Source organism: Cognatundibacterium crateris (genome assembly GCF_010078235.1).
Lineage (GTDB): Bacteria > Pseudomonadota > Gammaproteobacteria > Burkholderiales > Burkholderiaceae_D > Undibacterium > Undibacterium crateris.
In genome coordinates, this window is sequence record NZ_JAABOS010000008.1 from 40,085 (window position 1) to 62,090 (window position 22,006).

The 22,006-nt window shown below is 52.3% G+C and carries 22 protein-coding genes and 1 riboswitch; of the genes, 7 read left to right on the top strand and 15 right to left on the bottom strand.

All coding sequences use genetic code 11. The annotated features are described in order from the left end of the window. Positions 1-219: 219 nt before the first annotated feature. The 6 genes from EYB48_RS14670 to EYB48_RS14695 form a co-directional block, all read right to left on the bottom strand. On the bottom strand, positions 220-2,049 hold the full coding sequence (locus EYB48_RS14670; protein WP_162021124.1) for a TonB-dependent receptor domain-containing protein: 1,830 nt from the start codon (positions 2,047-2,049) through the stop codon (positions 220-222). A 190-nt stretch (positions 2,050-2,239) separates the two neighbouring features. Continuing rightward, positions 2,240-2,477: riboswitch (cobalamin riboswitch) on the bottom strand. A gap of 88 nt (positions 2,478-2,565) precedes the next feature. Then, on the bottom strand, positions 2,566-2,946 hold the full coding sequence (locus tag EYB48_RS14675; protein WP_162021125.1) for a PilZ domain-containing protein: 381 nt from the start codon (positions 2,944-2,946) through the stop codon (positions 2,566-2,568). Positions 2,947-2,992: 46 nt separating this feature from the next. After that, positions 2,993-3,535 carry a histidine phosphatase family protein gene (locus tag EYB48_RS14680; protein ID WP_162021126.1) on the bottom strand — a complete coding sequence of 181 codons (543 nt, stop codon included), beginning with the start codon at positions 3,533-3,535 and terminating at the stop codon, positions 2,993-2,995. Next, on the bottom strand, positions 3,532-4,335 hold the full coding sequence (locus EYB48_RS14685; RefSeq protein WP_162021127.1) for an adenosylcobinamide-GDP ribazoletransferase: 804 nt from the start codon (positions 4,333-4,335) through the stop codon (positions 3,532-3,534). Before EYB48_RS14685 ends, EYB48_RS14680 begins: the two co-directional genes overlap by 4 nt. Positions 4,336-4,338: 3 nt before the next feature. Continuing rightward, a complete protein-coding gene (gene cobT, locus EYB48_RS14690; RefSeq protein WP_162021128.1) occupies positions 4,339-5,367 on the bottom strand; it encodes a nicotinate-nucleotide--dimethylbenzimidazole phosphoribosyltransferase in 1,029 nt (342 codons plus the stop codon). A gap of 2 nt (positions 5,368-5,369) precedes the next feature. Further along, on the bottom strand, positions 5,370-5,768 hold the full coding sequence (locus EYB48_RS14695; RefSeq protein WP_162021129.1) for a diacylglycerol kinase: 399 nt from the start codon (positions 5,766-5,768) through the stop codon (positions 5,370-5,372). A 325-nt stretch (positions 5,769-6,093) separates the two neighbouring features. Here EYB48_RS14695 and EYB48_RS14700 point away from each other — a divergent pair, with 325 nt between their 5' ends. Then, positions 6,094-6,867: an IclR family transcriptional regulator gene (locus tag EYB48_RS14700; RefSeq protein WP_162021130.1), complete on the top strand. Its 774-nt coding sequence runs from the start codon at positions 6,094-6,096 to the stop codon at positions 6,865-6,867. A 195-nt stretch (positions 6,868-7,062) separates the two neighbouring features. On the opposite strand, the gene EYB48_RS14705 is transcribed toward EYB48_RS14700, so the two are convergent. From EYB48_RS14705 to EYB48_RS14715, 3 genes are all read right to left on the bottom strand, one after another. After that, complete coding sequence (locus EYB48_RS14705) at positions 7,063-7,446, bottom strand: TipAS antibiotic-recognition domain-containing protein (RefSeq protein ID WP_162021131.1); 384 nt, start codon at positions 7,444-7,446, stop codon at positions 7,063-7,065. A gap of 89 nt (positions 7,447-7,535) precedes the next feature. Then, positions 7,536-8,081: a TlpA family protein disulfide reductase gene (locus tag EYB48_RS14710; protein WP_162021132.1), complete on the bottom strand. Its 546-nt coding sequence runs from the start codon at positions 8,079-8,081 to the stop codon at positions 7,536-7,538. A gap of 108 nt (positions 8,082-8,189) precedes the next feature. Next, the gene (locus tag EYB48_RS14715; protein ID WP_162021133.1) at positions 8,190-8,648 is read right to left on the bottom strand and encodes a hypothetical protein; all 459 of its coding nucleotides are present in this window, start codon (positions 8,646-8,648) and stop codon (positions 8,190-8,192) included. A gap of 286 nt (positions 8,649-8,934) precedes the next feature. On the opposite strand from EYB48_RS14715, the gene EYB48_RS19450 reads away from it, so the two are divergent. From EYB48_RS19450 to EYB48_RS14730, 3 genes are all read left to right on the top strand, one after another. Continuing rightward, a complete protein-coding gene (locus EYB48_RS19450) occupies positions 8,935-9,630 on the top strand; it encodes a toll/interleukin-1 receptor domain-containing protein (protein WP_162021134.1) in 696 nt (231 codons plus the stop codon). A 100-nt stretch (positions 9,631-9,730) separates the two neighbouring features. Beyond that, on the top strand, positions 9,731-11,248 hold the full coding sequence (locus EYB48_RS14725) for an ATP-binding protein (RefSeq protein ID WP_162021135.1): 1,518 nt from the start codon (positions 9,731-9,733) through the stop codon (positions 11,246-11,248). 455 nt (positions 11,249-11,703) lie between these two features. Further along, entirely contained in the window at positions 11,704-12,024 is a 321-nt protein-coding gene (locus EYB48_RS14730) for a hypothetical protein (RefSeq protein WP_162021136.1), read from the top strand. A gap of 1,078 nt (positions 12,025-13,102) precedes the next feature. Here EYB48_RS14730 and EYB48_RS14735 read toward each other — a convergent pair. The 6 genes from EYB48_RS14735 to tkt form a co-directional block, all read right to left on the bottom strand. Beyond that, entirely contained in the window at positions 13,103-13,639 is a 537-nt protein-coding gene (locus EYB48_RS14735; RefSeq protein ID WP_162021137.1) for a DUF924 family protein, read from the bottom strand. Between the two features lie 103 nt (positions 13,640-13,742). Then, entirely contained in the window at positions 13,743-14,231 is a 489-nt protein-coding gene (locus EYB48_RS14740) for a hypothetical protein (RefSeq protein ID WP_162021138.1), read from the bottom strand. Positions 14,232-14,276: 45 nt separating this feature from the next. Further along, complete coding sequence (gene lepB, locus EYB48_RS14745; RefSeq protein WP_162021139.1) at positions 14,277-14,960, bottom strand: signal peptidase I; 684 nt, start codon at positions 14,958-14,960, stop codon at positions 14,277-14,279. Positions 14,961-15,098: 138 nt separating this feature from the next. Next, complete coding sequence (gene gap / locus EYB48_RS14750; RefSeq protein WP_162021140.1) at positions 15,099-16,112, bottom strand: type I glyceraldehyde-3-phosphate dehydrogenase; 1,014 nt, start codon at positions 16,110-16,112, stop codon at positions 15,099-15,101. Between the two features lie 176 nt (positions 16,113-16,288). Further along, positions 16,289-16,906 (bottom strand): GNAT family N-acetyltransferase, encoded by a 618-nt coding sequence (locus EYB48_RS14755; RefSeq protein WP_235935177.1) that lies wholly within the window; start codon positions 16,904-16,906, stop codon positions 16,289-16,291. Continuing rightward, positions 16,903-18,906 (bottom strand): transketolase, encoded by a 2,004-nt coding sequence (gene tkt, locus EYB48_RS14760; RefSeq protein ID WP_162021141.1) that lies wholly within the window; start codon positions 18,904-18,906, stop codon positions 16,903-16,905. The genes EYB48_RS14755 and tkt overlap by 4 nt, the downstream gene beginning before the upstream one ends. A gap of 198 nt (positions 18,907-19,104) precedes the next feature. On the opposite strand from tkt, the gene speE reads away from it, so the two are divergent. Genes speE through EYB48_RS14775 form a run of 3 tightly spaced genes read left to right on the top strand, consistent with a single transcriptional unit; the run spans position 19,105 to position 21,985 of the window. Then, entirely contained in the window at positions 19,105-20,352 is a 1,248-nt protein-coding gene (gene speE / locus EYB48_RS14765) for a polyamine aminopropyltransferase (RefSeq protein WP_268895155.1), read from the top strand. An 8-nt stretch (positions 20,353-20,360) separates the two neighbouring features. After that, positions 20,361-20,855, top strand: coding sequence for a hypothetical protein (locus EYB48_RS14770; RefSeq protein WP_162021143.1), 495 nt, complete (start codon positions 20,361-20,363; stop codon positions 20,853-20,855). Further along, positions 20,855-21,985: a glutathionylspermidine synthase family protein gene (locus EYB48_RS14775; protein WP_162021144.1), complete on the top strand. Its 1,131-nt coding sequence runs from the start codon at positions 20,855-20,857 to the stop codon at positions 21,983-21,985. Before EYB48_RS14770 ends, EYB48_RS14775 begins: the two co-directional genes overlap by 1 nt. The last annotated feature ends 21 nt before the right edge of the window (positions 21,986-22,006 follow it).

Sequence of the window (22,006 nt, forward strand, 5' to 3'; positions counted from 1 at the left end):
AACGACCCGAAATTAGGTGACGCAGCCCTGAGTCAAACAATTGAGCCCGACCCGGGCCTGCGTCTGGTGTGCCGCCATACGGCAGCACATGCAGCTAGTTCAAACTTATTAGGAATGCCGCAATAAGACCAGGCAAGCTCAGGCGATACCCGCTTCATTGAAAGCGGCAATCAACCTGCTGCCTGCCGTGGCCGATTAAAGGCTATAAAGGCTATCCTGTTATTTAAAGCCGTAGTTCACACCCAAAAACAGCGTAGAACCAGCGGTAGCATAATTTTTCGCCAGTTCGTAATCCTTGTTCAGTGCGTTGTTCCAACGTGCCAGCACTTGCAAGTCTTTGCTCAATTGATAGCTGCCATACAGGTTCAGCAAACCATAACCTGGCAAGACTTTTTTGTTGGCGACATCATCAAAGCGCTGACCAGACAACACGGTTTCCACGCCAAATTTCGCTTTTTCTATGCTGTATTCTGCGGCCAGGCTGCCATGCTTTTTAGCGCGGCGTGCCAGTTGCAAACCGGTGGTGTTATCTTTCGGGTTTTGAATATCGACCGAGCCACGCAGCGTCACGCCTGCCAAGATCGTGCTGCCACCGATCGTCAGACCAGACATGGTTGCCTGATTCACGTTATAGGCGCAACCGTAAGGATGAGTGCTTTGCTCAACCGGGCAGACATTGGTGCTGACCAGCAGATCAGTTGCCTTGTTGCGGTAGTACACAGCGCTCAGCTGATTATCGCCCTGCTCATAATAGAGACCGATTTCAGCATTCTTGGCTTTTTCCGGCTTGTTGCTGGCGATGCCGTAACCTGGGTAATACAACTCATTGAAAGTCGGTGCACGGAAGCTGGTGCCATAGCTGCCATTCACGCGCAAAGCATCGCTCAGTTTGTAACCGTAAGCGATGCTGCCGGTGGTGTTGCTACCATAGATGGAGCTGTGATCGTAACGCAGGCTGGCACTGGCCAGATGGGCATCCTGTTTAAAAATGTAAGAACCCGCCAGCGAGTCAGTCTTACGTTTGCCGTTCAGGACTTTAGTCGTGGCATAGACTTTTTCTTCACGACGTTCTGCGATCACTTGCAGTACATTTTTGCCAATCGCAAAATTATTCTGGAAGCTGATCAGTTCCTGACGGGTATCGATCTGGCTCTTGCCATACGAGGCATCAGTGTAGCCCTGGTCACCGGACTGGGAAATCTGCAAACTGGAAGTCCAGATATCGGAAATTTTGCCCTTACCATACAGCGCCAGGGTTTCCAGAGTCTGCACATTGCGGTCATCGTAAGAAGGACCCGAATCAAACATTGCGTTCAAACGGCTTTGCATAATGCTGGCACCAACATCATAGCCTTTCGCCACTTCCAGATTGACCTTGGCATGCAGACTGTCCATTTTGTGACCGTCTTTATCGGCATTGTAGGAATAGATACCGGCCGCTGGCTTGGTCACAGAAAAGCCTTCTGTCTCAGTGTGCGCTGCATTCAGAGAGAAGCTCAGCTTGTCGCTGATAGAACCGGAAATGCCGGTTTGCAGCTGGCGCGCGCCATAGCTGCCCACACCCAGCGATGCGGTCGGTGCCAATGCACCTGCTGTTTTTTTAGTGAAAATCTGAATCACGCCACCCATCGCATCCGCACCATACAGACTGGACAAAGGACCGTAGACGATTTCGATATGATCGATCAGTTGCAGCGGAATCGTGGCCCAGGTTGCGCCACCGGTGGTCGCAGAACCGATGCGTACGCCATCGACTAACACTACGTTCTGGCTGTTATTGCCACCACGGATAAACACGGAAGCGTTAGAACCCGCGCCACCATTGCGCGCAATTTCTATACCGCGTTGTTGCTGCAATAAGTCGACGATAGTCGCTGCGCCGGATTTGGCGATGTCTTCTGCGCTGATGACGACATTGTCTGCCAACACGTCTTTAGCGGCTTGTTCCAGGCGGCCTGCGGTGACGATCACGCTGGCAGCGGTCGTCATGGATTGAGATTGAGCGAAAGTTTGCGCTGCAGGGAATGCAGCAGCTATAGCTAATGCCATAGCGAGAGGTTGACGTACAGATTTCATGATGAACCGAGAAAATTGTTTTGCGGCCTAAGTCCCCGTGGGCCGCGCAGAACAAAATGACAGGATAAGAGGCATGCAGACTGGTTTCTGCAAGAGACAACGAAGGCAGCGCATGCGATCAGGCGCTGACACAGCAAATTGTTGACGAAATCCCCCGTCCGTATCACTTCACGAATGTCTGGCCGGTATCCGGGCTGACAAATATCACCATCTGACCTTCCCATGCAAATTTGCACAGTGGTATAGAACAATGGCTGGCAGTGACATCAAATAATGCACACTGCAATTTGTACACCGTTGCGGGGGCAGCACACTTTCACGTTTCAAAAGAAGCGCATCGTGTTTCCCGTTTAACTGAGGACATGAATATGTCCGCAAGCACCAAAACCCCGCCATTCTATCGGTTGCGGGTGACGACAGCAAGGAAAGAAGCCCGTGACGGACCAATGCAAGGTAAATAGCAGGCGCTTTATGGCGCAGAGTAAGTACTCATCCCGAAGAAAATTTCTTTTCTGCCAAGGAAACCCAGGCGCTGACCAACTCCTTATGCACGTCACTCATATCGCTCAGATGAATGCCAGCGCGATATTTACCTTCAGACAAAACGACATGACGTATATTGCCTTTGCAACTCACGCGGAAAATCTCTTTGGGATCTTTGATACTGGGAATTTCTACCAGCATAGGGTAGCTACGGGAAGGAGTCAGATTTTCTTCGCTGATCAGCAATATGCCTTCATCCGAAATATTGATGGCGCGGCACATCAGCAAACGCCCGTCGCTGAGCTTAATGCCGCAGCGCCAGGTCACATTGATACGCGGAGCACGTCTTAATTCCACCATATTGAGGAAGCTTTCCGTTAGCGCCAACACACACTCATCAGCGGTGCCTACCTGTTACTGGCGTTCGTTAATGCTACATCAAGATATCAAAATGCGTGCAAGAACCATAAGAAAAGCGCCTGTCGCGGGCAGCAACCCGTTGTGCAATGCCGACATCGCTGGCCGCGGCATCCCAATGACTCAGAATTTTCAAGACGCCGGCATGGGTCACCAGTATCGCGCCCGCTAAATCCTGCTGCTGCAAACTGCGCAGAAAAGCACTGACGCGGGTGGTCATCTGCAATAAGGATTCGGCACCGCCGGGCTGGTAATGCACGGTGTCAGCCGCCCAGGCATCGATGTCAGCGCGGGCTATGCTATCCCAGGGCTGCATTTCCCAGTCGCCGAAATTCAATTCTCGCAAACGCGCATCGCTCTGCACCGGCCGCTCCAGCAAGCTGGCCAGCGACAGGCAACGCTGCAAGGGACTGCTATAAACGGGAAAAGACGGCAAGCTGGCACGCAGACTGGCCGCCGCCTGTGCATTGGCCTGCGCATCGACTGCCAGATCGCTATGTCCGTAGCACAGACCCTCGGCCTGCAAAGGTGCCAGATGCCGGATCGCAATCAGCTTCATGCCGCTGCAGAGGCGACCGGATGCGCGAGTAAGCCCAGATAAAACGCGACTTCAGTGACCTGCTGTACTGCGCCCAGACAATCGCCGGTATAGCCGCCGATTTTGCGCACAAACAGACGCGCCATCCAGAATGCCGCCAGCAGCATCAGGATCAGGGCAGGCAGCAGACGCTCCACCACAACTGGCTGCCACAACAGGATCGCACCGGCGGGAATAATCACCGTCAGGCAAGCCAGCCCGAACTCATTGGAACTCATATGCTGCGCCAGCGGCTTGGCTTTGCCCTCATCACGCGCATAGCTGAGCAACCAGATCAGGCTGCAAGACAGCAAACGCGATAATGGATGGGCGATCAGCAAAGCCGGCACCACCAGCACCAGCGGCAGGCTGAACAGCAAGGCAAATTTACTCAGCAACATCAGGAAGATACCGATCGCACCATAAGCGCCGACCCGCGAATCCTTCATGATGTCCAGCGTACGCTGCGCCGTCATGCCGCCGCCAAAGCCATCGCAGACATCGGCAAAGCCATCTTCATGAAAAGCGCCGGTCAGCAGGATGCCAGCGATCATAGACAGCAAAATCGCAATCGCATTCGGCCACCACTGCGCCGCTGCGATATACACACTGGCGCTCACCGCACCAACCACCCAACCGACTGCCGGAAAATAGCGTGAGGCCTGATGCAGCCAGGCCGGGTCAAACCCCACCCAGGCCGGAATCGGGATGCGGGTAAAGAATTGCAGAGCGATGAAAAACAGACGCAACTGATGCAGCAGCTGTATGCGCAGGGTCGTCATGGTTTACTGGCTCTTTTCGCTGACCTGGGCCGAGCTGAACGTCGCCATCTGATTCAGGAAATTCACTGCTGCCTGCACCATAGGATAAACCAGTGCCGCACCCGTGCCCTCACCCAGACGCAGATCCAGCTTCAGCACCGGCCGTACCTGTAAGGCGGCCAGCATACGCGCATGTCCACTCTCGTCGGACTGATGTGAGAACACGCAGTAATCCAGTATCGCCGGTTGCAATCTGGCCGCGACCAGTAAGGCGCTGCTAACGATGAAGCCATCGATCAGCAAGACCATGCGCCGTTGCGCCGCTTCCAGCATCGCACCGACCATGGTCGCAATTTCAAAACCACCAAAATGCGCCAGCACATCCAGCGGTTCCTGCACATGCGCGTGCAGTGCGACGGCGGCTTCGATCACGCTTTGTTTATGCGAAATACCTTGCGCCGACAAACCGGTACCGGCCCCGACGCAATCTGCAACCGCAATGCCAGTCAGCTTATGCATGATGGCAGCGGCTGAGGTGGTATTGCCTATGCCCATTTCACCAAAGCCAATCACATTACCGCTGATATCGGCGATTAAGGCACGGCCATTCTGGATCGCGGTTTCGCATTGTTGCGCACTCATCGCAGCGACCTTGGCAAAATTACGGGTGCCCGGTGCGACCTTGGTATTCCACAAACCCGGACGCACACCAAAATCATGGTTCACGCCAGTATCCGCGATATGCAATGCGATGCCATTCTGGCGCGCAAACACATTGATCGCCGCACCACCGGCCAGAAAATTCTCTACCATTTGCCAGGTCACATCCTGCGGGAATGCAGACACGCCCTCGGCCACCACGCCGTGGTCACCGGCAAAAATGATCATGGCCGGCGCCACCAGTTCAGGTGTGGTGGTTTGCTGGATCAGACCGATTTGTAAAGCCAGTTGCTCCAGCCGTCCCAGACTGCCGGGCGGCTTGGTTTTGTCATTAATGGCGAATTCTAATTGCGCGGCCAGTGCTGCGTTCTGCGTGCTCGGTAAAGTTTGCATGCTCAGTAGTAAAAACGGTTAATCAAGACCACCGCCCAGGTAGCGATGGCCATTATCAGTGTCAGCAACACGGCTGCACTGCCAAAGTCTTTGGCATTTTTGGATAAGCGATGACGCTCCAGCGAAACCCGGTCCACCACCGCCTCTATCGCAGAATTAATCAGCTCGACCACTAATATCTGCAATAGCACAGCGATCATCATCAGCTTTTCAAAAGCCGACACCGGCAGGATCAAAGCGACAATAATGCCGATAATGACCAGCACCAGCTCCTGACGAAACGCATGCTCATTGCGCCAGGCGGCACGGAACCCATCGACCGAATAAAAAAACGCGGAAAAAATCCGGCGCAACCCGCTTTTACTTTTGAACTCACTGACTGCCGGTTCCTGCTCTGACATAAGGCTTCCTTGTATGTGCCATAAAGGTTTACTGGTCAGGCACAAACTTGCGCCTGCAGAGTTTGCTGCAGACCTGAACACCGGCTTTCTTCCAAGTCGGCAGGCCATACGCATTTCAAACCCCGCCGAATTTTACCTGACAAAACTGCCATACCTTCAGGCTTTTGCATGTCCGCCAGCATGTTTTTGTATGCAAGTGCCGTCGTTCCGCATTTGGAGCAAACCCTTTAATCTGTGCTGAGACTGCTGCATTTTGACCACGGAAGCATGACGGTCTTTTCACATTGTGGTATAACAATACATATTGCACTGCACCACGGATACTATGAAAAACGACGCTCCTGCTTCAGAAAAGACTTCTATCCAAGTGATAGAACGTATGGTTGCTCTGCTTGATGCGCTCTCGCGCTATCAGGACCCGGTCAGCCTCAAAGAACTCGCCATCGTTACCGGCCTGCACCCGTCCACCGCGCACCGGATTTTGAATGATCTGGTCACGACCCGCTTTGTCGACCGTGCCGAAACCGGCTATTACCAACTCGGTATGCGTCTGCTGGAGCTGGGGAATATCGTCAAAAGCCGCCTCAATGTGCGTGAAGCCGCACTGGAATTCATGCGTACCCTGCACCGCCAGACCAATCAGACCATTAATCTGTCGGTGCGTCAGGGCGATGAAATCGTCTATATCGACCGCGCTTACTCAGAACGTTCAGGCATGCAGGTGGTACGCGCCATCGGTGGCCGCGCACCGCTGCATCTGACCTCCACCGGAAAATTATTCCTGTCGCTGGACGAACCCAAAGCCATACGCGCCTATGCGACGCGCACCGGTCTGGCCGGACATAATAAAAATTCGATTACCGATCTCGCCAAGCTGGAACGCGAACTGGCCGAAGTGCGCAGCAATGGCTTCGCGCGCGACAATGAAGAACTGGAACTGGGCGTACGCTGCATGGCCGCCGGCATCCACGACGACAGCGGCAAAATGATCGCCGGCCTGTCCATCTCCGCTCCCGCCGACCGCCTGCAAGAAGACTGGCTCAGCAACCTGACCGACACCGCCACTGAAATCTCACGCGCGCTGGGCTATCGTGGTTAATGAGCGTGGCTAATGAGCGTGCTTAATAAGCATAATTAATGAGCGCAGCTAATTAGTGGGTTTCAGGCTGCATCCGGGTTTGCAGGCGGGTGCAGCTTATCGGATAAAAGTATTCTCTTGTCGAAGCCAATACGACAATCACCCAAATGACGGGCTGAAATTCACACCCGGTGCGGTGCGCAGCATGACAGCTAATTACAGCTGGTTTTGCGCATACGTAAAAATCGCTTCGTTCAAAAAATCCACCATGTTTGGATGATAGGCATTGTGGAAGGTCTTCATATCCGGATTGTCTTGATAGAACAGCGCCATACCGATATATGCCTCGCGGGAAGGCGGGTAAAACCTGGAGGCGATGGAGTAATGGCGCGCGATCAGGGTTTGAATTTCCGATGACGATGGCTGCGCGCCATCCAGCAGCGGCGCCAGTTCTTTGTACAAGGCATCCCAGTCCAGATGAACCTGATGCTTATCGACATGCGACCAGTTGTTTGTCTCTGCCAGCGATTTGGTTTGCTCAGCCGCCATCGCTACACGGCAGCGTTCCAGATATTCCGGGGTCGGATGTTGAGGGGTCATAAAATAGGTAGTTTCCAATGTAGATGCGCGTGTAGCGCTAAGATTTTTTAAATGCTGATCAACGCGAAACCAGTTCAATATTGTCTCATTCACTGCGCCGTTTTTTTAATTTGCGCGTCAACCCAAGCCCCAATACCTTCTACCGTAGCATTCCCGTCTTCGCCACCCAATTGATTGGCCTGAACCGTTGCCAGCAAACGTCCATTCGAATCGAGCAGCGCAAAAGCAGGGAAACTCTGGACCTTCAGATTTTTAAACAAGAATGTCTGGGCATTCGCAGCCACCTGCCAGCTCCAACCGTACTGCTTCAGGTATTTAGCCGCCTGTTCACTGTGGTCAGGGGTAATGGCCAGGACATTGATATCCTCACGTTGTTGCTTAATCTTGTTCAGCTTAGGCACTTCTCTGATGCAGGGTGCGCAATTTTCAGTATAGAAGTTGATGAGTAAAACCTTACCCAGCACTTTTTCTTTTGCGATGACCTGACCATACGGATCGGTAAGGCCATCCAGCGGAAACTGATCTCCGATGGCGACCCCGAAGTTAGGGAGTAATTTGTAGCTTACTTCTGTCGCATGTGCGAAATTGCATGCTCCAGCCAGACAGATAGCAAATGCGGCGGCGATGGTTCTCATTGCTTACTCCAAATGTTCGCTTTCAAATCGATGAATGCTGACGACACGAAAAATACGGCGGTCTATCCTGTTTGCCTGTCTTTGCGCATTGCATTCAGCAACATCACCTCAGGAAATTTTTGCCTGATTCAATTGCGGGAGCAGCTTATTCAATGCGTCACGCGCCAACATTCGCGGAATGACCATGCGAAATCCACCGGACTCAATACCCATTTCCCTAGGAAGGGTAAATAAAACCATCAAGCGGGTGAACCAATTGGTTCGAATCCAGGCTTCCATCTGTACGTTGTCACCCACCTGTTCGACGCTCAGCATCATGGGCGCAACCATGAAGTAACGCCCTTTTTGATACAGCCGACCAGATGACGTTGAGTGCTTCAAGCGATAGCCCTGCTCACGACTCCATGGCTCCATGACAGACCATAAGTCACCAGTAAAGCTGAATTGCAGCTGCGTCCTTGATGTCATGCCTGTATCTCCTGAAATAGCCTGGATTGTTGCAATATTCGAAAAGCAATATATTAATGCAATATCAGCAACATGTGTCCATCCTATTAAAGGACGCATACTGGATGCGACATTTCGCCAGCCGATGGCAGGCCAATTGCACCAGTCAAATTTATCGACAATTCAAGGTCTTGAAAAAGGGATGCAAAACAGACAGATCAGGCAACAAGTTCATGTGCGCTAGTGTTATATCCGGACGAAATCACCGAAAGCGTTGATTCATAGGAAATTACCATTTAATATATGCTTTTTGCAAACTAAATATACACCTAGAAAGATGTCTACTAAACGTGGGGACATAATGGTGGATGTTGACTCACCTTTTAAACATTAAGGAGACATACCAGTGGCTAGATGCACAGCTCCAGTACGAGGACATAACTCAGCGGCCGCAGCAGCTGCCTGCCCCGCTTGTCGCTATCGAAGCAGCTATAGCAGCGGCTACGGGAGTTACAGTCCATCCTACCCCTCCTCTGGTGGTTATAGCAGTAGTAACAATGGCGTCAGTAGATCTGGAAGTGGTTCCCGCCCTCGCTGGTCAAAATCTAACTCATCTCTTTCATATACCACTTCGCAAATAATTTCACTAACTCCTATACGTCAAACAGTTGAAGCTCGCGCCGTTGTTCAGCCCGATCTTCGTGACGTATTTCTCTGCCATGCTTGGGATGATCGTCATGGTGCAGCGAAAGAACTACATGAATTACTTGAAAAAGCAGGTGTTAAAGTTTGGTTTAGTGAGAAAGATCTAGGTCTTGGTGTGCCTATGATGCGCGCAATAGATAAAGGGCTAGCTAACTCCCGAATTGGGCTTGTACTAGTGACCCCTGCACTTCTAACTCGTCTTCCGAAAGAAGGCGTTGCCGATAAAGAGCTTTCGACATTACTAGCTGGCAATCAACTGATTCCAGTCGTGCACAACACTACCTACGAAGCCCTTAGAAATGTAAGCCCTATGCTTGCTTCCAGAAGTGGTCTAGATACTTCTGAAGATTCAATGTCTGTGGTTGCTGAAAAAATTGCTGAATTAGTAGCAATTTAATTGTAGATACAAATGTGTTCTAACATTCATTCCAGAGTTTCGCCTACCGCGCCCTCAAAACTCACACGTTAGATACACTCAAAAAAGCTGATAGGAAATCATGAAGATTAAGTCAGTAAGCGTAAACCGGTTCCGCGGATATGATTCACCGGTAAGTGTAGAAATCGACGACCTATGCGTTTTGGTTGGTCGGAACGATATTGGTAAATCAACTATTCTTGAGGCGCTGGACATTTTCTTCAATGAAGGGAAAGGGTGCGTCAAGCTCGATAAAGACGATATCAACAAAACGTGTCTGGCAAATTCAGAAGATTGCATCGAGATCGAAGTCGAGTTCACCAATCTCCCGCAAAGAATCCTAATTGACGCGACGAATGAAACAACACTAACGGATGAGTATTTGTTGTCTACTGATGGAACACTACGAGTCCTCAAGAAATACCCGGCAGCTGGGAAGGAAAAGATATTCATTAAGGCAAACCATCCAGTTAATGCTGAATGTGGGGATCTTCTGATGAAGAAGATTCAGGATTTAAGGAAAATTCTTGACGAACAAAACTTGGAATGCGAGGACAGAACAAGGAGCGCCGAGCTTAGAAAGGCAATCTGGAATGGCCAGGCCAACCTTCAGCTGGAGACATGCGAAATTGAAATTGCCAAAATTGATAACAAGAATATCTGGGATCAATTAAAGACATACATGCCGCTATACACGTTATTCCAATCGGATAGGAAGAACGCGGATTCTGATGATGAGGTCCAGGATCCTATGAAAATTGCGGTCAAGGAGATTCTTGGCGATCCAGCCATTCAAGAGAGTCTTACGGCTGTCGCCGAAAATGTTAAAGCCCGTCTCCAGATGGTGGCAGCGAGAACGCTTACCAAGCTGAATGAGCTAAATCCGGCAATTGCGAGATCTCTCGCCCCTCAAATTCCAGACGCCGCCAGCCTTAAGTGGGCAGATGTCTTCAAAAACGTTTCAATAGCTGGTGACGATAACATTCCTATTAACAAAAGGGGTAGCGGCGTTAAGCGTCTGATTTTGATTAGCTTCTTCCGTGCGGAGGCTGAGAGAAGGCAAAACGAGTCAAACCTTCCGAGTGTTATATACGCAATAGAGGAGCCAGAAACATCTCAGCATCCAGATCATCAGCGGGGGCTAACCGATGCGCTCATTGCGCTTTCTGAGGCTGCGAATACGCAGGTACTACTCACGACGCATAGCCCAGAAATCGTGAAGCGGCTCAAATTCGAGAACATTCTTCTAGTAACGGGAGATTCTCCAAACAGAATTTCCAGTGTTCAACAAAGCGAATTGCCATATCCAAGCCTGAACGAGGTAAATTTCTCTGCGTTTGGTGAGGCCACGTACGAGTATCACAACGAGTTGTATGGATATATCGAGGCGGAAGGGCAATTGGCTGAATATAGGAACAATAAGCCTCTGCGGGCATACATTCAGCTCCGTAGAGATAATTCTACTGAGCAGCGCCAAGTTGTTCTTACTGAATACATCAGGCACCAAATTCACCACCCAGAAAACAATCACAACGTGCGGTTCACAGCCGCTGAGCTGTTCGAGTCTATACGTGCAATGAGAGATTTTATTCAGACATGAGTCATTGCGTGGAGGCATCTAACCATTCGCTGTAGGCGCGACGGCCCTGACGGGTCGAGGCCTAAGCTCAAACGTTAGCACCATCACCGAGGAGAAGAAATTGGAAGGTCTAAGTGTCATCGTTATCATTGGCTTGCTTGTCTATTTCGGATGGATTAAGCCGCATCAAAACTGGCTTTCCTGGCCTACACTTGAACAGTACTGGTCGCGACACCCTGAATGTCGTACAAACAATGGAGTTAAGTGCTACAACTGCGGCTCAAGAAGCACGAGACATTACGGTTGGAAAGTGAGATCCGATAATCGAAGAATTCACAAATGCAATCAATGCAGTACAGTTCTTTACCGAACCGAAGGCTAGTGCATATCAAAAAAAGCGCTAACCCTGCAGCTCAACCGGACGCTGCGCCATTATGCTGCGTAGCGCCAGTTAGCTCTACGTTAGGCATATAAAGATGAACCGCCTCGTTGTATCTATTTTTGTCGCGACCATTGCAGGCAGTTTGGCCGTCTACCTTCTGCCGCCGCCGTGGCTGGCACCGTTGTCTGCGGTCACAGCCATTTGTACCGCCATCTTTGCCATCATCGTCAGAGTCAATACAAGGGCCCAGCCGCCCTCTGAAAATCCTGTAGCCAGTGCTCTGCTATCGTTAGCCAATCTTCCTGAGCAACCTCTCGCTAAAGTCAGGAAGGGGTGGGCATTAACAATGTTTCTCACGTCAGCGGCATTTCTTGTCTCGCTATGCCTCGCGGTTATTGTGCGTGCGAATACCTAAGCCCAGGCTCATGGGACGCACCTTAGGTATACCTTAGGCATAGCAATGATTGAGTGAGTTTTCAGTCCGAAAGTTAATCAATAGCAGAAATTTTTCGCGCCAGGCTAACCTTCGTTTTTTAACCCATGCATACTGCTGATACACTGCTTCATTATTGCCAATTCCATCGCCCCGCTTTACAATCAGGCATCATTTTTTATCAGTGTCAGCGTGCGTTATGTACGCATCGCTCAACAACCAGCCAAACTCATCGTTGCAATGGATCGCTTGCTGCGCCCGTTAAACTCAAACGTTAACCGTCATCGTGAAACTCCGTCACCAAGCAATCCAACTCGCAGCTCTGGTCTGCATGCTTCCCAGCCTGGCAAACGGCGAATGCAAGGGTCGCTCCTACAAGATATCAGGGACAGCAATCGATAAAGCCGGGCGCCCTTTGTCGGCTCCGATTTCTTTCTCCTGGATTGAGGAGTACAACGGACGCTCTCAAACAATACAGACGCAGGCCAAGGCCGGACGATACAGCGTCGATATTCCCTTCTATCCACAGGCGAAGCAGAGACCTGTCACCGCAGTACTAGATGGCGACCTGTACTACCGTTGCGATGCCCGATTGAAGTCCGTTTCATACACGTTTCCGTCAGCACGAGGAAGTCAGTCGACCGGTGTAATTCAAATCTTGGGCCCTGAAACCAGCGCAAACTTGTCAATCCAAAGCGCAGCCTCACCACCAAATCGATAAAATTATTTATGTCCAAGGTAGTGCCCCCGCCAAGGGACGTCTTGCGGTAAACCGCATGCTGCTAATTCCGTCGAGCATTAGGCATAGCATTGATCGAATTGGTTGTCGGCCACCAGTCTAAGCACTACATAGAGATTTTCACGCTAGGCTCCCCTTCGCTTTTTAACTCAAGCGAACGCTTGTATCGAGCCATATTCAATTCAACGTTTCTCAGCCCAAGAGCGTCGTGAAAATGCCAACTAAGCCTTCAGTGGAAGGGGTGCCAGAAGGTGCCAGTTAATTCAAACCTTAGCGCCTCAATAAAAAAGTCCTATCCGAAAAACCTAAGCCCCACACAACTCAAAACGACGATCCAGGTTGCTGCAGGAAGCTGAGTTCTGCTTCGGTGGATGTGCGGCCCAGGATGGCGTTGCGGTGGGGGTAGCGGCCGAACTGGTCGATGTTGGCTTTGTGGCGTAGTTCGAATTGGTAATTGTTCTCCAGCCCCAGGTCGCGGTACAGGACTTCGGCGTCCTGATGCACGAGCGCGGATTCGCTGTGCATGTAAGGCAGGTAGGCGAAGCTGCGTTGCACCGGGCTCAGTTCCTGTGTCATGCCGTTGCGCTGCATTTCCTGCGCCAGCACCAGTGCCATGCCATCCTGACTAAAGGCCAGCGGGGTGCCGCGATGGATGTTTCTGGAAAACTGATCGAGTACGATGATTTCTGCCAGTCGTCCCTGTGCATGTTCACGCCAGGACGCATATTCTGCGCGGCTGGCGGCTTGCCATACTGCGCCAAATTCCTGCGCGATGCGCTGATCCAGTGCGGCATCTACTTTCCACCAGTCGGCAGGCTGTAATTGTTCAAACCAAAAGTTCAGTATCTGTTGCCACATGGTGTTAGTCCTGTTGATGTGTATTGATGTTTGTTGATGTGTATTGATGTTTGTTGATGTTGACCGTGCTGGTCGATAAGGGCCAAGGCTGGCTGCGTGCGGCTTAACGGAACTGGCTGAGCTGGCCTTGAGGCCCGGCGCAAGCGAGGCTGAAGAAGGCCTGACCATTGCTGGCGGTCAGTGATTCCTGCACCTCATTTTTCACATCATTTTGCAGCTCATTTTGCGCAGCTGCCGCAGCTGTGCCGCGCGTAGCCTGGCGCCGGTATTTGCCGATTAAGGCAGTCGCGATCATGCTTTGCTGCGCATCTTTCAACACGCCTTGCACATGACTGGATGAGACGGTACCGACGAAGTAGTTGGCGGGGGCTGCGTTGTCTTCCGCACCGTTCAGCAAGCTGGCGCTAATGCGGTTGCCATCGCGTTGTATCAGCGCCCTGCCCTGGCTAAGCTGCCAGTTGGCGCCCGCGTCCGGCATGCCCATCACATAGCTGCAGAGCCCAGTCTGCTGCTGTGCCTGTGCGGAATTGGGCAGACTCAGTGCTGGCAATGCGAACACTGCGATCACAGCGAAGAGCGCGGGGAATTTCATACAGTTTCCTTTCAGGGCTGACAGCGCATTGGTGCGCCGTCAGCTTTACAGTGCCGCGCCGAAGCGTTCCAGTCGCGGCAGATAATAGTGATCGCCATTCAGGGAGAACATCAGGCGCTTGACCTGCCCGGTAATCAGTTCACGTTTTACCAGACCAATATAGCGTGAATCGCGGCTGTTATCGCGATTATCGCCCAACATCAGATACTGTCCCTGCGGTACGGTGACCGGGCCAAAGCTGCGCATGGCGGGACGCTCAGGCATGACGATGATGGAGTGATTCAGGCTGCTCAGCTGTTCGCGGAAGACTTGCTGTTCGCCTGCATATTCGCGCTTAGGCGTGAGGTGATCGGGGCTGGTGGCAGACTGCGCTTCATAGCTGGCAGACTGGCCGTTGATGAACAGGCGTTCATCTCGCATTTCCACCACATCGCCGGGAATAGCGACCAGGCGCTTGACCAGGCGGGTGCCGTCTTCGGGCGAGGAAAAGGTCACAATATCACCACGCTGCGGATCAGCCAGCGGTTTGAGGATGACGTCGGTGAATGGCAGTTTCAGGTCATAGGCGGTGCGGTCGCAAATCACGCGGTCGCCCTCAAGCAGGGTCGGATACATGGAGCTGGACGGCACCAGATAATAGTCAGCCAGCGCGCTACGCACCAGCACCATGCCCAGCATGAAGGCGATAAAGCCCTTGTTATCGGCAACCAGTTTTTTGAGTTTCAGCATAAGAGGACTCCTGCAGGCGTTGAATGAGGCAGTGGCCAGCCTGTGTTTTACTGTAGTTACACGAACCGCCCCTGCAGCATACAGACAAAAAAATACCCCGAAAGTTCGGGGTATTTTTTACTCATCTGAAACGCAGAATTATTTTGCGTTCATCAATGCCACTGTAGTGTCGAGCATACGGTTGGAGAAGCCCCACTCGTTGTCGTACCAGCTGGATACTTTCACCAGACGGCCATTCACTTTAGTCAGTGTTTCGTCGTAGGTGGAAGAAGCCGGGTTGTGGTTGAAGTCAACAGACACCAGAGGTGCTTTGTTGTAGTCCAGGATGCCTTTCAGGGCGCCTTCGGACGCGTCTTTCAACACTTTATTGATTTCTTCAACAGTAGTGTCGCGGGATGCGATGAAAGTCAGATCAACCACGGAAACGTTGATGGTTGGAACGCGCATTGCGTAGCCATCCAGTTTGCCGTTCAGTTCTGGCAGAACCAGGCCAACCGCTGCAGCTGCACCGGTTTTGGTCGGGATCATGCTCATGGTAGCGGAACGGGCGCGACGCAGGTCTTCGTGCATCACGTCTGTCAGTACCTGATCATTGGTGTAAGCATGGATAGTCGTCATCAGACCACTTTCGATGCCGATTGCGTCGTGCAGCGGTTTTGCCAGCGGAGCCAGGCAGTTAGTGGTGCAGGATGCGTTGGAGATCACGGTGTCAGTTGCTTTCAGAACGCCGTGGTTGACGCCGTACACAACAGTCGCGTCGACATCTTTACCGCCTGGTGCGGAGATGATGACTTTTTTCGCGCCGCCAGCCAGATGGGCAGATGCTTTTTCTTTGGTCGTGAAGAAGCCTGTGCATTCCAGCACGACGTCGACATTCAGTTCACCCCAAGGGATGTTGGCTGGATTGCGTTCTGCGAATACTTTGATTTTATCGCCGTTGACGATCATGGTATCGCCTTCAACGCTGACGGTGCCAGGGAACTTGCCGTGGGCTGTGTCATAGCGTGTCAGATGTGCGTTGGACTCTGCATTGCCGAGGTCGTTGATCGCTACGATCTGGATCTCATTCTTGAATTTACCACCTTCGTAGTGAGCGCGAAGGATGTTACGGCCGATACGGCCGTAGCCGTTAATTGCGACGCGAATCGTCATGGTTTTATCTCCAAAGGACTATTTACAACTATCAATAAACAACAAAAATCGTCTGGGCTGATGTCGCTGCGGCTTCAGGTTCTGCTGAATTTGCTGCTGCAGATTCTGCTACAAGTTCTGCTACAAGTCTGCTATCACTGCGTCCCGGTCATGCCGGGACCGCATACATCATCCTGTTAATGAATTGCTGCAGACGTCGGCATTGCCTGCACAGAGGCCAGCAACACGGACAGATCGCGCCAGCCATAGCCGCTTTCTTTCAGATCCACGCCATCCCAGCTGAATTCCTGCTCCAGAATAAATTCCGCACCCAACTCTTCGCAGAAGTTGCGCGCCACATTATTCCCGGAGATCAGCCACACTAACAGATTCTGCGCACCTTGCGCCTGCAAAGTGCGTGCAACCTTCTGCACCATACGGCGACCGATACCGGAACGCTGCCAGGCCGGGCGCAGATACACCGCGCTCAGTTCAGCAGTAAAGCCATGTTTGGCGCGCTCAAGCAACATGCCGGAAGCGAAGCCGATAATATGCCCTTCACTTTCCGCGACATAGACACAGGCGCGGTCGCCCGCTGTAGGCAAGGCTTCCAGCACTGTTTTCCAGTGCAGGAAGCTGTCCTCTATGCGCATTTCATCCAGATAGGAATCCGGAATCATGCCACGGTAGGTGGTCTGCCAGCTTTCCACCCTGACTGCGGCGATGGCTTCTGCGTCGGCGACTGTAGCACGACGCAGGCTGACTTCCTTGATACTGCTCATCATTTCCGACATAGTGTCCCTGACTTCCATCATGCCAGCGTTGCTTTAACCTGAGCGACGACGTTGTCTACGGTGAAGCCGAAATGTTTAAACAAAACGCCAGCCGGTGCAGATTCACCGAAGGTATCGATACCGACGACTGCGCCTTCCAGGCCAACATATTTGTACCAGAAGCTGGTGACACCGGCTTCGATCGCGATGCGTGGCAAGCCTTTGCCCAGTACTGCTGCCTTGTAAGCGGAATCCTGACGGTCAAATACATCGGTAGACGGCATGGAGACCACGCGTACCGCGATGCCCTGCTCTGCCAATGCGGCTGCGGATTTCACGGCCAGTTCGATTTCGGAACCGGTTGCGATCAGCACGGCTTTCGCCTCTGCTGCGTCCTGCAACACATAGCCACCACGCTGGATATCAGCGATCTGCTGCGCGCTACGTTCTTGGTAAGGCAGATTTTGACGCGAGAAAATCAATGTGGATGGGCCATCATTGCGTTTTACTGCATGGGCCCAGGCCGCTGCCGATTCCACGGTGTCGCATGGACGCCAGTTATCCAGATTCGGGATCAGGCGCATGCTGGAAACGTGTTCCACTGACTGATGGGTAGGACCATCTTCGCCCAGACCGATAGAGTCATGCGTGAATACAAACAGGCTGCGGATTTTCATCAGCGCTGCCATACGGATAGCATTGCGGCTGTAGTCAGAGAAAGTCAGGAAAGTCGCGCCGAAAGGAATGTAGCCGCCATGCAATGCGATACCGTTCATGATCGCGCTCATACCGAATTCACGCACACCGTAATTGATGTGGTTACCGGCCTGATTGCCACGTACCGCGACGCATTCTTTCCAGTTAGTCAGGTTAGAACCGGTCAGATCGGCAGAACCGCCGAGGAATTCAGGCAGCGATGGCGCAAAAGCCTGAATCGCATTCTGGCTGGCTTTACGGGTTGCGATGTTTTCTTTTTTCTCTACGCAGGCAGCGATCGCGTTAGCGACGACTTCATCAAAATTCGCTGGCAAATCGCCTTTCATACGACGTGTCAGTTCAGCCGCTTTTTGCGGGAACTGGGCGCTGTAAGTCGCAAACAGGGTATTCCAGGCGGCTTCATTGGCTGCGCCTTCTGCTTTCGCATCCCAGGCGCTGTAGACGTCAGCCGGAATTTCAAATGGCGCGTGGTTCCAGCCCAGATGTGCACGGACTGCAGCCACTTCTTTGTCGCCTAGTGCTGCACCGTGTACGTTGTGCGTGCCTTCCATGTTAGGAGAGCCTTTACCAATCACGGTTTTGCAGCAGATCAGGGTCGGCTTGTCAGATGTTTTTGCCGCTGTGATCGCTGCGTCGACTGCCTTCGCATCATGACCATCAACAGCGCGGATCACGTTCCAGCCATAGGCTTCGAAGCGTTTAGGGGTGTCGTCAGTGAACCAGCCTTCGACATGACCATCAATCGAGATGCCATTGTCATCCCAGAAGGCGATCAGTTTATTCAATTGCAGCGTGCCAGCCAGCGAGCAGGCTTCGTGGGAAATGCCTTCCATCAGGCAGCCGTCACCCATGAAAACATAGGTGTGGTGATCGATCACCGGCAAACCGTCCTGATTGAATTCCGCTGCCAGCAGTTTTTCTGCCAGCGCCATACCCACCGCATTGGTGATGCCCTGACCCAGCGGGCCAGTGGTAGTTTCTACGCCCGGAGTAATGTGCACTTCCGGATGTCCTGCGGTTTTGGAGTGCAATTGACGGAAATTGCGGATTTCATCCATCGACAGATCGTAGCCAGTCAGATGCAGCAAAGAGTAATGCAGCATAGAGCCATGGCCATTCGACAGAACAAAACGGTCGCGGTTAATCCACTGAGGATGCGCTGGGTTATGGCGATAATGGCCTTTCCACAATGCCACAGCGATGTCTGCCATGCCCATAGGCGCACCCGGGTGACCGGAATTGGCTTTTTGAACGGCATCCATAGACAAAACGCGCACGGCGTTTGCCATAGTGGTAAGTGTTGCTGGCTGGAGAGTTGAGATCATGGCGATAGATGATGTTTTGAAGAAACTGGTAAATGAAGCAAATCACGTCAAACCTGAGCGACGTTTCCGTATAGCGACAGCAGTTAAGATTCATGCTGTCTATAAGTGATAACTATGATTGCACATTGTAAAGCCCGATATTTTACCAGAGCCAGACGCTCAGAATACAATTGCGGCTTTTGATCAAACCTAAACACCATGGATGGCTTGCATTTAACCGCAGATTGTTTTGATTGCACGGCAGAAATGTCGCTTTTCCTGGAGGCCGACCTGCTGTCCGCCTTTGTTGCATCTTGTGTAAAAGATACCGGTCTGACACTGGTCGGCGAAAAATATGTCTCGTTTAGCAATCCCGACCAGAGCCCGGCGGGCGTCACCGGCACTGCGCTGTTGGCGGAATCCCATGTGGCGCTGCATACCTGGCCAGAGCTGAAGGCGGTCACGCTGGATGTCTACGTTTGCAATTTCATGCAAGACAACAGCCTCAAGGCGCGTCAGTTGCTGGAATTGCTGATACGGCACTTTGACCCGGCCCGTTGCACCCGTCAGGAGTTACAGCGCGGCAGCAGTCAGCCCGGGCTGGCGACGGAACAACTGAGCACGGCTACCCATTACCGTACGCAGTTGCAGCAACGTATCATGCAAAAGCAAAGCCAGTTTCAGCAGATAGAAATTGCCGATAGCAGCGATTTTGGCCGCATCATGCGTATTGATCAGGCGATGATGACATCGGAAAAAGATGAATTCTTTTACCATGAAAATCTGGTGCATCCGGCCGCCATCACCCATCCGGAACCAAAAAGCGCACTGATAATCGGTGGCGGCGACGGTGGCTCCAGCCGCCAGTTACTCAAACATCCAAGCATAGAACGCATTGTATTGTGTGAAATCGATGAGGAAGTGGTCAGCATCGCCCGTCAGTATCTGCCTTCCATCCATCAGGGTGCGCTCGACGATGCCAAAGTAGAGCATGTGTATGCAGATGGTTTCGCCTATGTGCAAAACTCGGATGAACAGTTTGATCTGATCTTGCTGGACCTGACCGATCCGCTGAGTCCAGATGGCAGCAGTCTGGCAGCAACTTGCATGACGGAGGTTTTTTTCCACCAATGTTGCGCCAGACTCACAACGCAAGGCATGCTGGTCATGCATTTGGGCAGTCCTTTTTACCATTCGCAACACTATCGCGACACCCTGCACAAGCTGGCTGCGGCCTTCCCACTGGTAAGGCCCTACTCTGTATTCATCCCTTTATATGGCGCAGAATGGGGCATGGCGGTTGCCAGTACGGCCGCCGATCCACTCGCGCTGACAGGATCAACGGTAAAGCAGCGTATCGAACACCGTGGTTTGCAAAGCTGCAATTATTACAATGAGCAAACTCATCAGGCGCTGTTTGCGATACCCAATTACCTGCGTGACCTGATGCCAGACAAAAAAATATAGGAATGATCGTGAAGAAACATGCGTGTAAGGACGCGCAGTCCAGCAGACGACGCGCCAGCAAGGCCTTGCCTTTGCTGCTGGCGGGCAGTGCCAGCCTGGTTGCCTGCAGCGAGCAGCCAGTGCAGGAACTGACCCAGATCCGGGATGAATATCAAAACATAGAAGATTGCCGCAAAGACTGGGGCGAAGGCCCGGCCTGTGAACTGCAGCCAGGCAGCAACTTGCAGGAAGCGGCACTGGCGCCTGCGTCCAGCACCGCCACTTCCGGCACCAGCAGCTATACCAGTTCAGGCGCGCACGGCTACTACGGTGGAGGCGGTCATTATCTGGGCCCCAGCTATATTGCCGGGGAACGCGAAGCCAGCCGTCAAAGTATGGGCTTGCGCAACTCCCAGTCCGATCATGCGAGTGGCCATAGTGTGAGCCGTACCTCGGGTGGACGCGGTGCGGTCAGCCGTGGTGGTTTTGGCGGCTCGGCCCATGGTCATTCAGGAGGTGGTTAATGGAACGCATCAGCTTACAGCCGCGCAGCGGCTGGCAACAACAATTCGAACAACTGGGCTTCAGCTACCACTCTATCGATGGCCTGTACTGGGATGAGCGTTATGCCTACCGCTTCACCGAACAGCAAATCGACGTATTGGAACAAGCGACCGAAGATCTGCATCAGATGTGCCTGCAAGCCGTCGATCATGTACTGCGGCACGGCATGCAGGAACGCTTCAGCATTCCGCCTAATTTCTGGCAACGTGTGGAGCAAAGCTGGCGTGAGCGCGAGTTCTCGCTGTATGGCCGTTTTGATCTGAGCTGGAACGGTCAGGGTGCACCGAAAATGCTGGAATACAATGCCGACACACCGACCGGCCTGGTCGAATCCAGCGTAGCGCAATGGTATTGGTTGCAGGATGTATTTCCGGAAGCGGATCAGTTCAACTCCATCCATGAAAAACTGATCGCACAATGGCAGCGCTTCCCGCATAAGGGCATGCTGCATTTCGCCTGCATCATGCAGAACGAAGAGGATGAGGGCAACCTGTCTTATCTCAGGGATACCGCGATTCAGGCCGGACTGACTACACGCCAGCTCTGTGTGGAACAAATAGGCTGGGATGCACAACGTGCGCGTCTGGTCGATGATGTCGATCTGGTCATCGATAATCTGTTCAAGCTCTATCCCTGGGAATGGCTGAGCCGCGAAGCGTTTTCAACCCACCTGGAACAGCCAGACACGCGCATCATAGAACCGGCCTGGAAAATGATTTTATCGAACAAGGCGATCCTGCCGGTACTGTGGGAATTATTCCCCGGCCATCCGAATCTCTTGCCCGCCTTCTTCGACCGCTGGCGCATACAAGGCGATTATGTGAAAAAACCCTTGTATTCACGCGAAGGTGAAAACATCTCCATTTATCGTGGCAGCGAGGTCATCCATACCGATGGCGAATATGGCGCAGAGGGCTTTGTATATCAGGCGTTTGCACCACAGGCGTTTTTTGACGATGGCATCACACCGGCATATACCTCGATAGGCTCGTGGGTGATCGGCGATCAGGCGGCTGGCATAGGCATACGGGAGGATGCAACCCTGATTACCAAGAATACCAGCCGATTTGTCCCTCACTATTTTGAATAAGACTGAACTTACGCAAAACCG

Bases quoted from the DNA above. Each gene is read 5' to 3' on its own strand.
- EYB48_RS14670 (WP_162021124.1), bottom strand. From the start codon at position 2,049: ATGGCATTAGCTATAGCTGCTGCATTCCCTGCAGCGCAAACTTTCGCT.
- EYB48_RS14680 (WP_162021126.1), bottom strand. From the start codon at position 3,535: ATGAAGCTGATTGCGATCCGGCATCTGGCACCTTTGCAGGCCGAGGGT.
- EYB48_RS14685 (WP_162021127.1), bottom strand. From the start codon at position 4,335: ATGACGACCCTGCGCATACAGCTGCTGCATCAGTTGCGTCTGTTTTTC.
- cobT (WP_162021128.1), bottom strand. From the start codon at position 5,367: ATGCAAACTTTACCGAGCACGCAGAACGCAGCACTGGCCGCGCAATTA.
- EYB48_RS14695 (WP_162021129.1), bottom strand. From the start codon at position 5,768: ATGTCAGAGCAGGAACCGGCAGTCAGTGAGTTCAAAAGTAAAAGCGGG.
- EYB48_RS14700 (WP_162021130.1), top strand. From the start codon at position 6,094: ATGAAAAACGACGCTCCTGCTTCAGAAAAGACTTCTATCCAAGTGATA.
- EYB48_RS14705 (WP_162021131.1), bottom strand. From the start codon at position 7,446: ATGACCCCTCAACATCCGACCCCGGAATATCTGGAACGCTGCCGTGTA.
- EYB48_RS14710 (WP_162021132.1), bottom strand. From the start codon at position 8,081: ATGAGAACCATCGCCGCCGCATTTGCTATCTGTCTGGCTGGAGCATGC.
- EYB48_RS14715 (WP_162021133.1), bottom strand. From the start codon at position 8,648: ATGCGTCCTTTAATAGGATGGACACATGTTGCTGATATTGCATTAATA.
- EYB48_RS14725 (WP_162021135.1), top strand. From the start codon at position 9,731: ATGAAGATTAAGTCAGTAAGCGTAAACCGGTTCCGCGGATATGATTCA.
- EYB48_RS14730 (WP_162021136.1), top strand. From the start codon at position 11,704: ATGAACCGCCTCGTTGTATCTATTTTTGTCGCGACCATTGCAGGCAGT.
- EYB48_RS14735 (WP_162021137.1), bottom strand. From the start codon at position 13,639: ATGTGGCAACAGATACTGAACTTTTGGTTTGAACAATTACAGCCTGCC.
- EYB48_RS14740 (WP_162021138.1), bottom strand. From the start codon at position 14,231: ATGAAATTCCCCGCGCTCTTCGCTGTGATCGCAGTGTTCGCATTGCCA.
- lepB (WP_162021139.1), bottom strand. From the start codon at position 14,960: ATGCTGAAACTCAAAAAACTGGTTGCCGATAACAAGGGCTTTATCGCC.
- gap (WP_162021140.1), bottom strand. From the start codon at position 16,112: ATGACGATTCGCGTCGCAATTAACGGCTACGGCCGTATCGGCCGTAAC.
- EYB48_RS14755 (WP_235935177.1), bottom strand. From the start codon at position 16,906: ATGATGGAAGTCAGGGACACTATGTCGGAAATGATGAGCAGTATCAAG.
- tkt (WP_162021141.1), bottom strand. From the start codon at position 18,906: ATGATCTCAACTCTCCAGCCAGCAACACTTACCACTATGGCAAACGCC.
- speE (WP_268895155.1), top strand. From the start codon at position 19,105: ATGGATGGCTTGCATTTAACCGCAGATTGTTTTGATTGCACGGCAGAA.
- EYB48_RS14775 (WP_162021144.1), top strand. From the start codon at position 20,855: ATGGAACGCATCAGCTTACAGCCGCGCAGCGGCTGGCAACAACAATTC.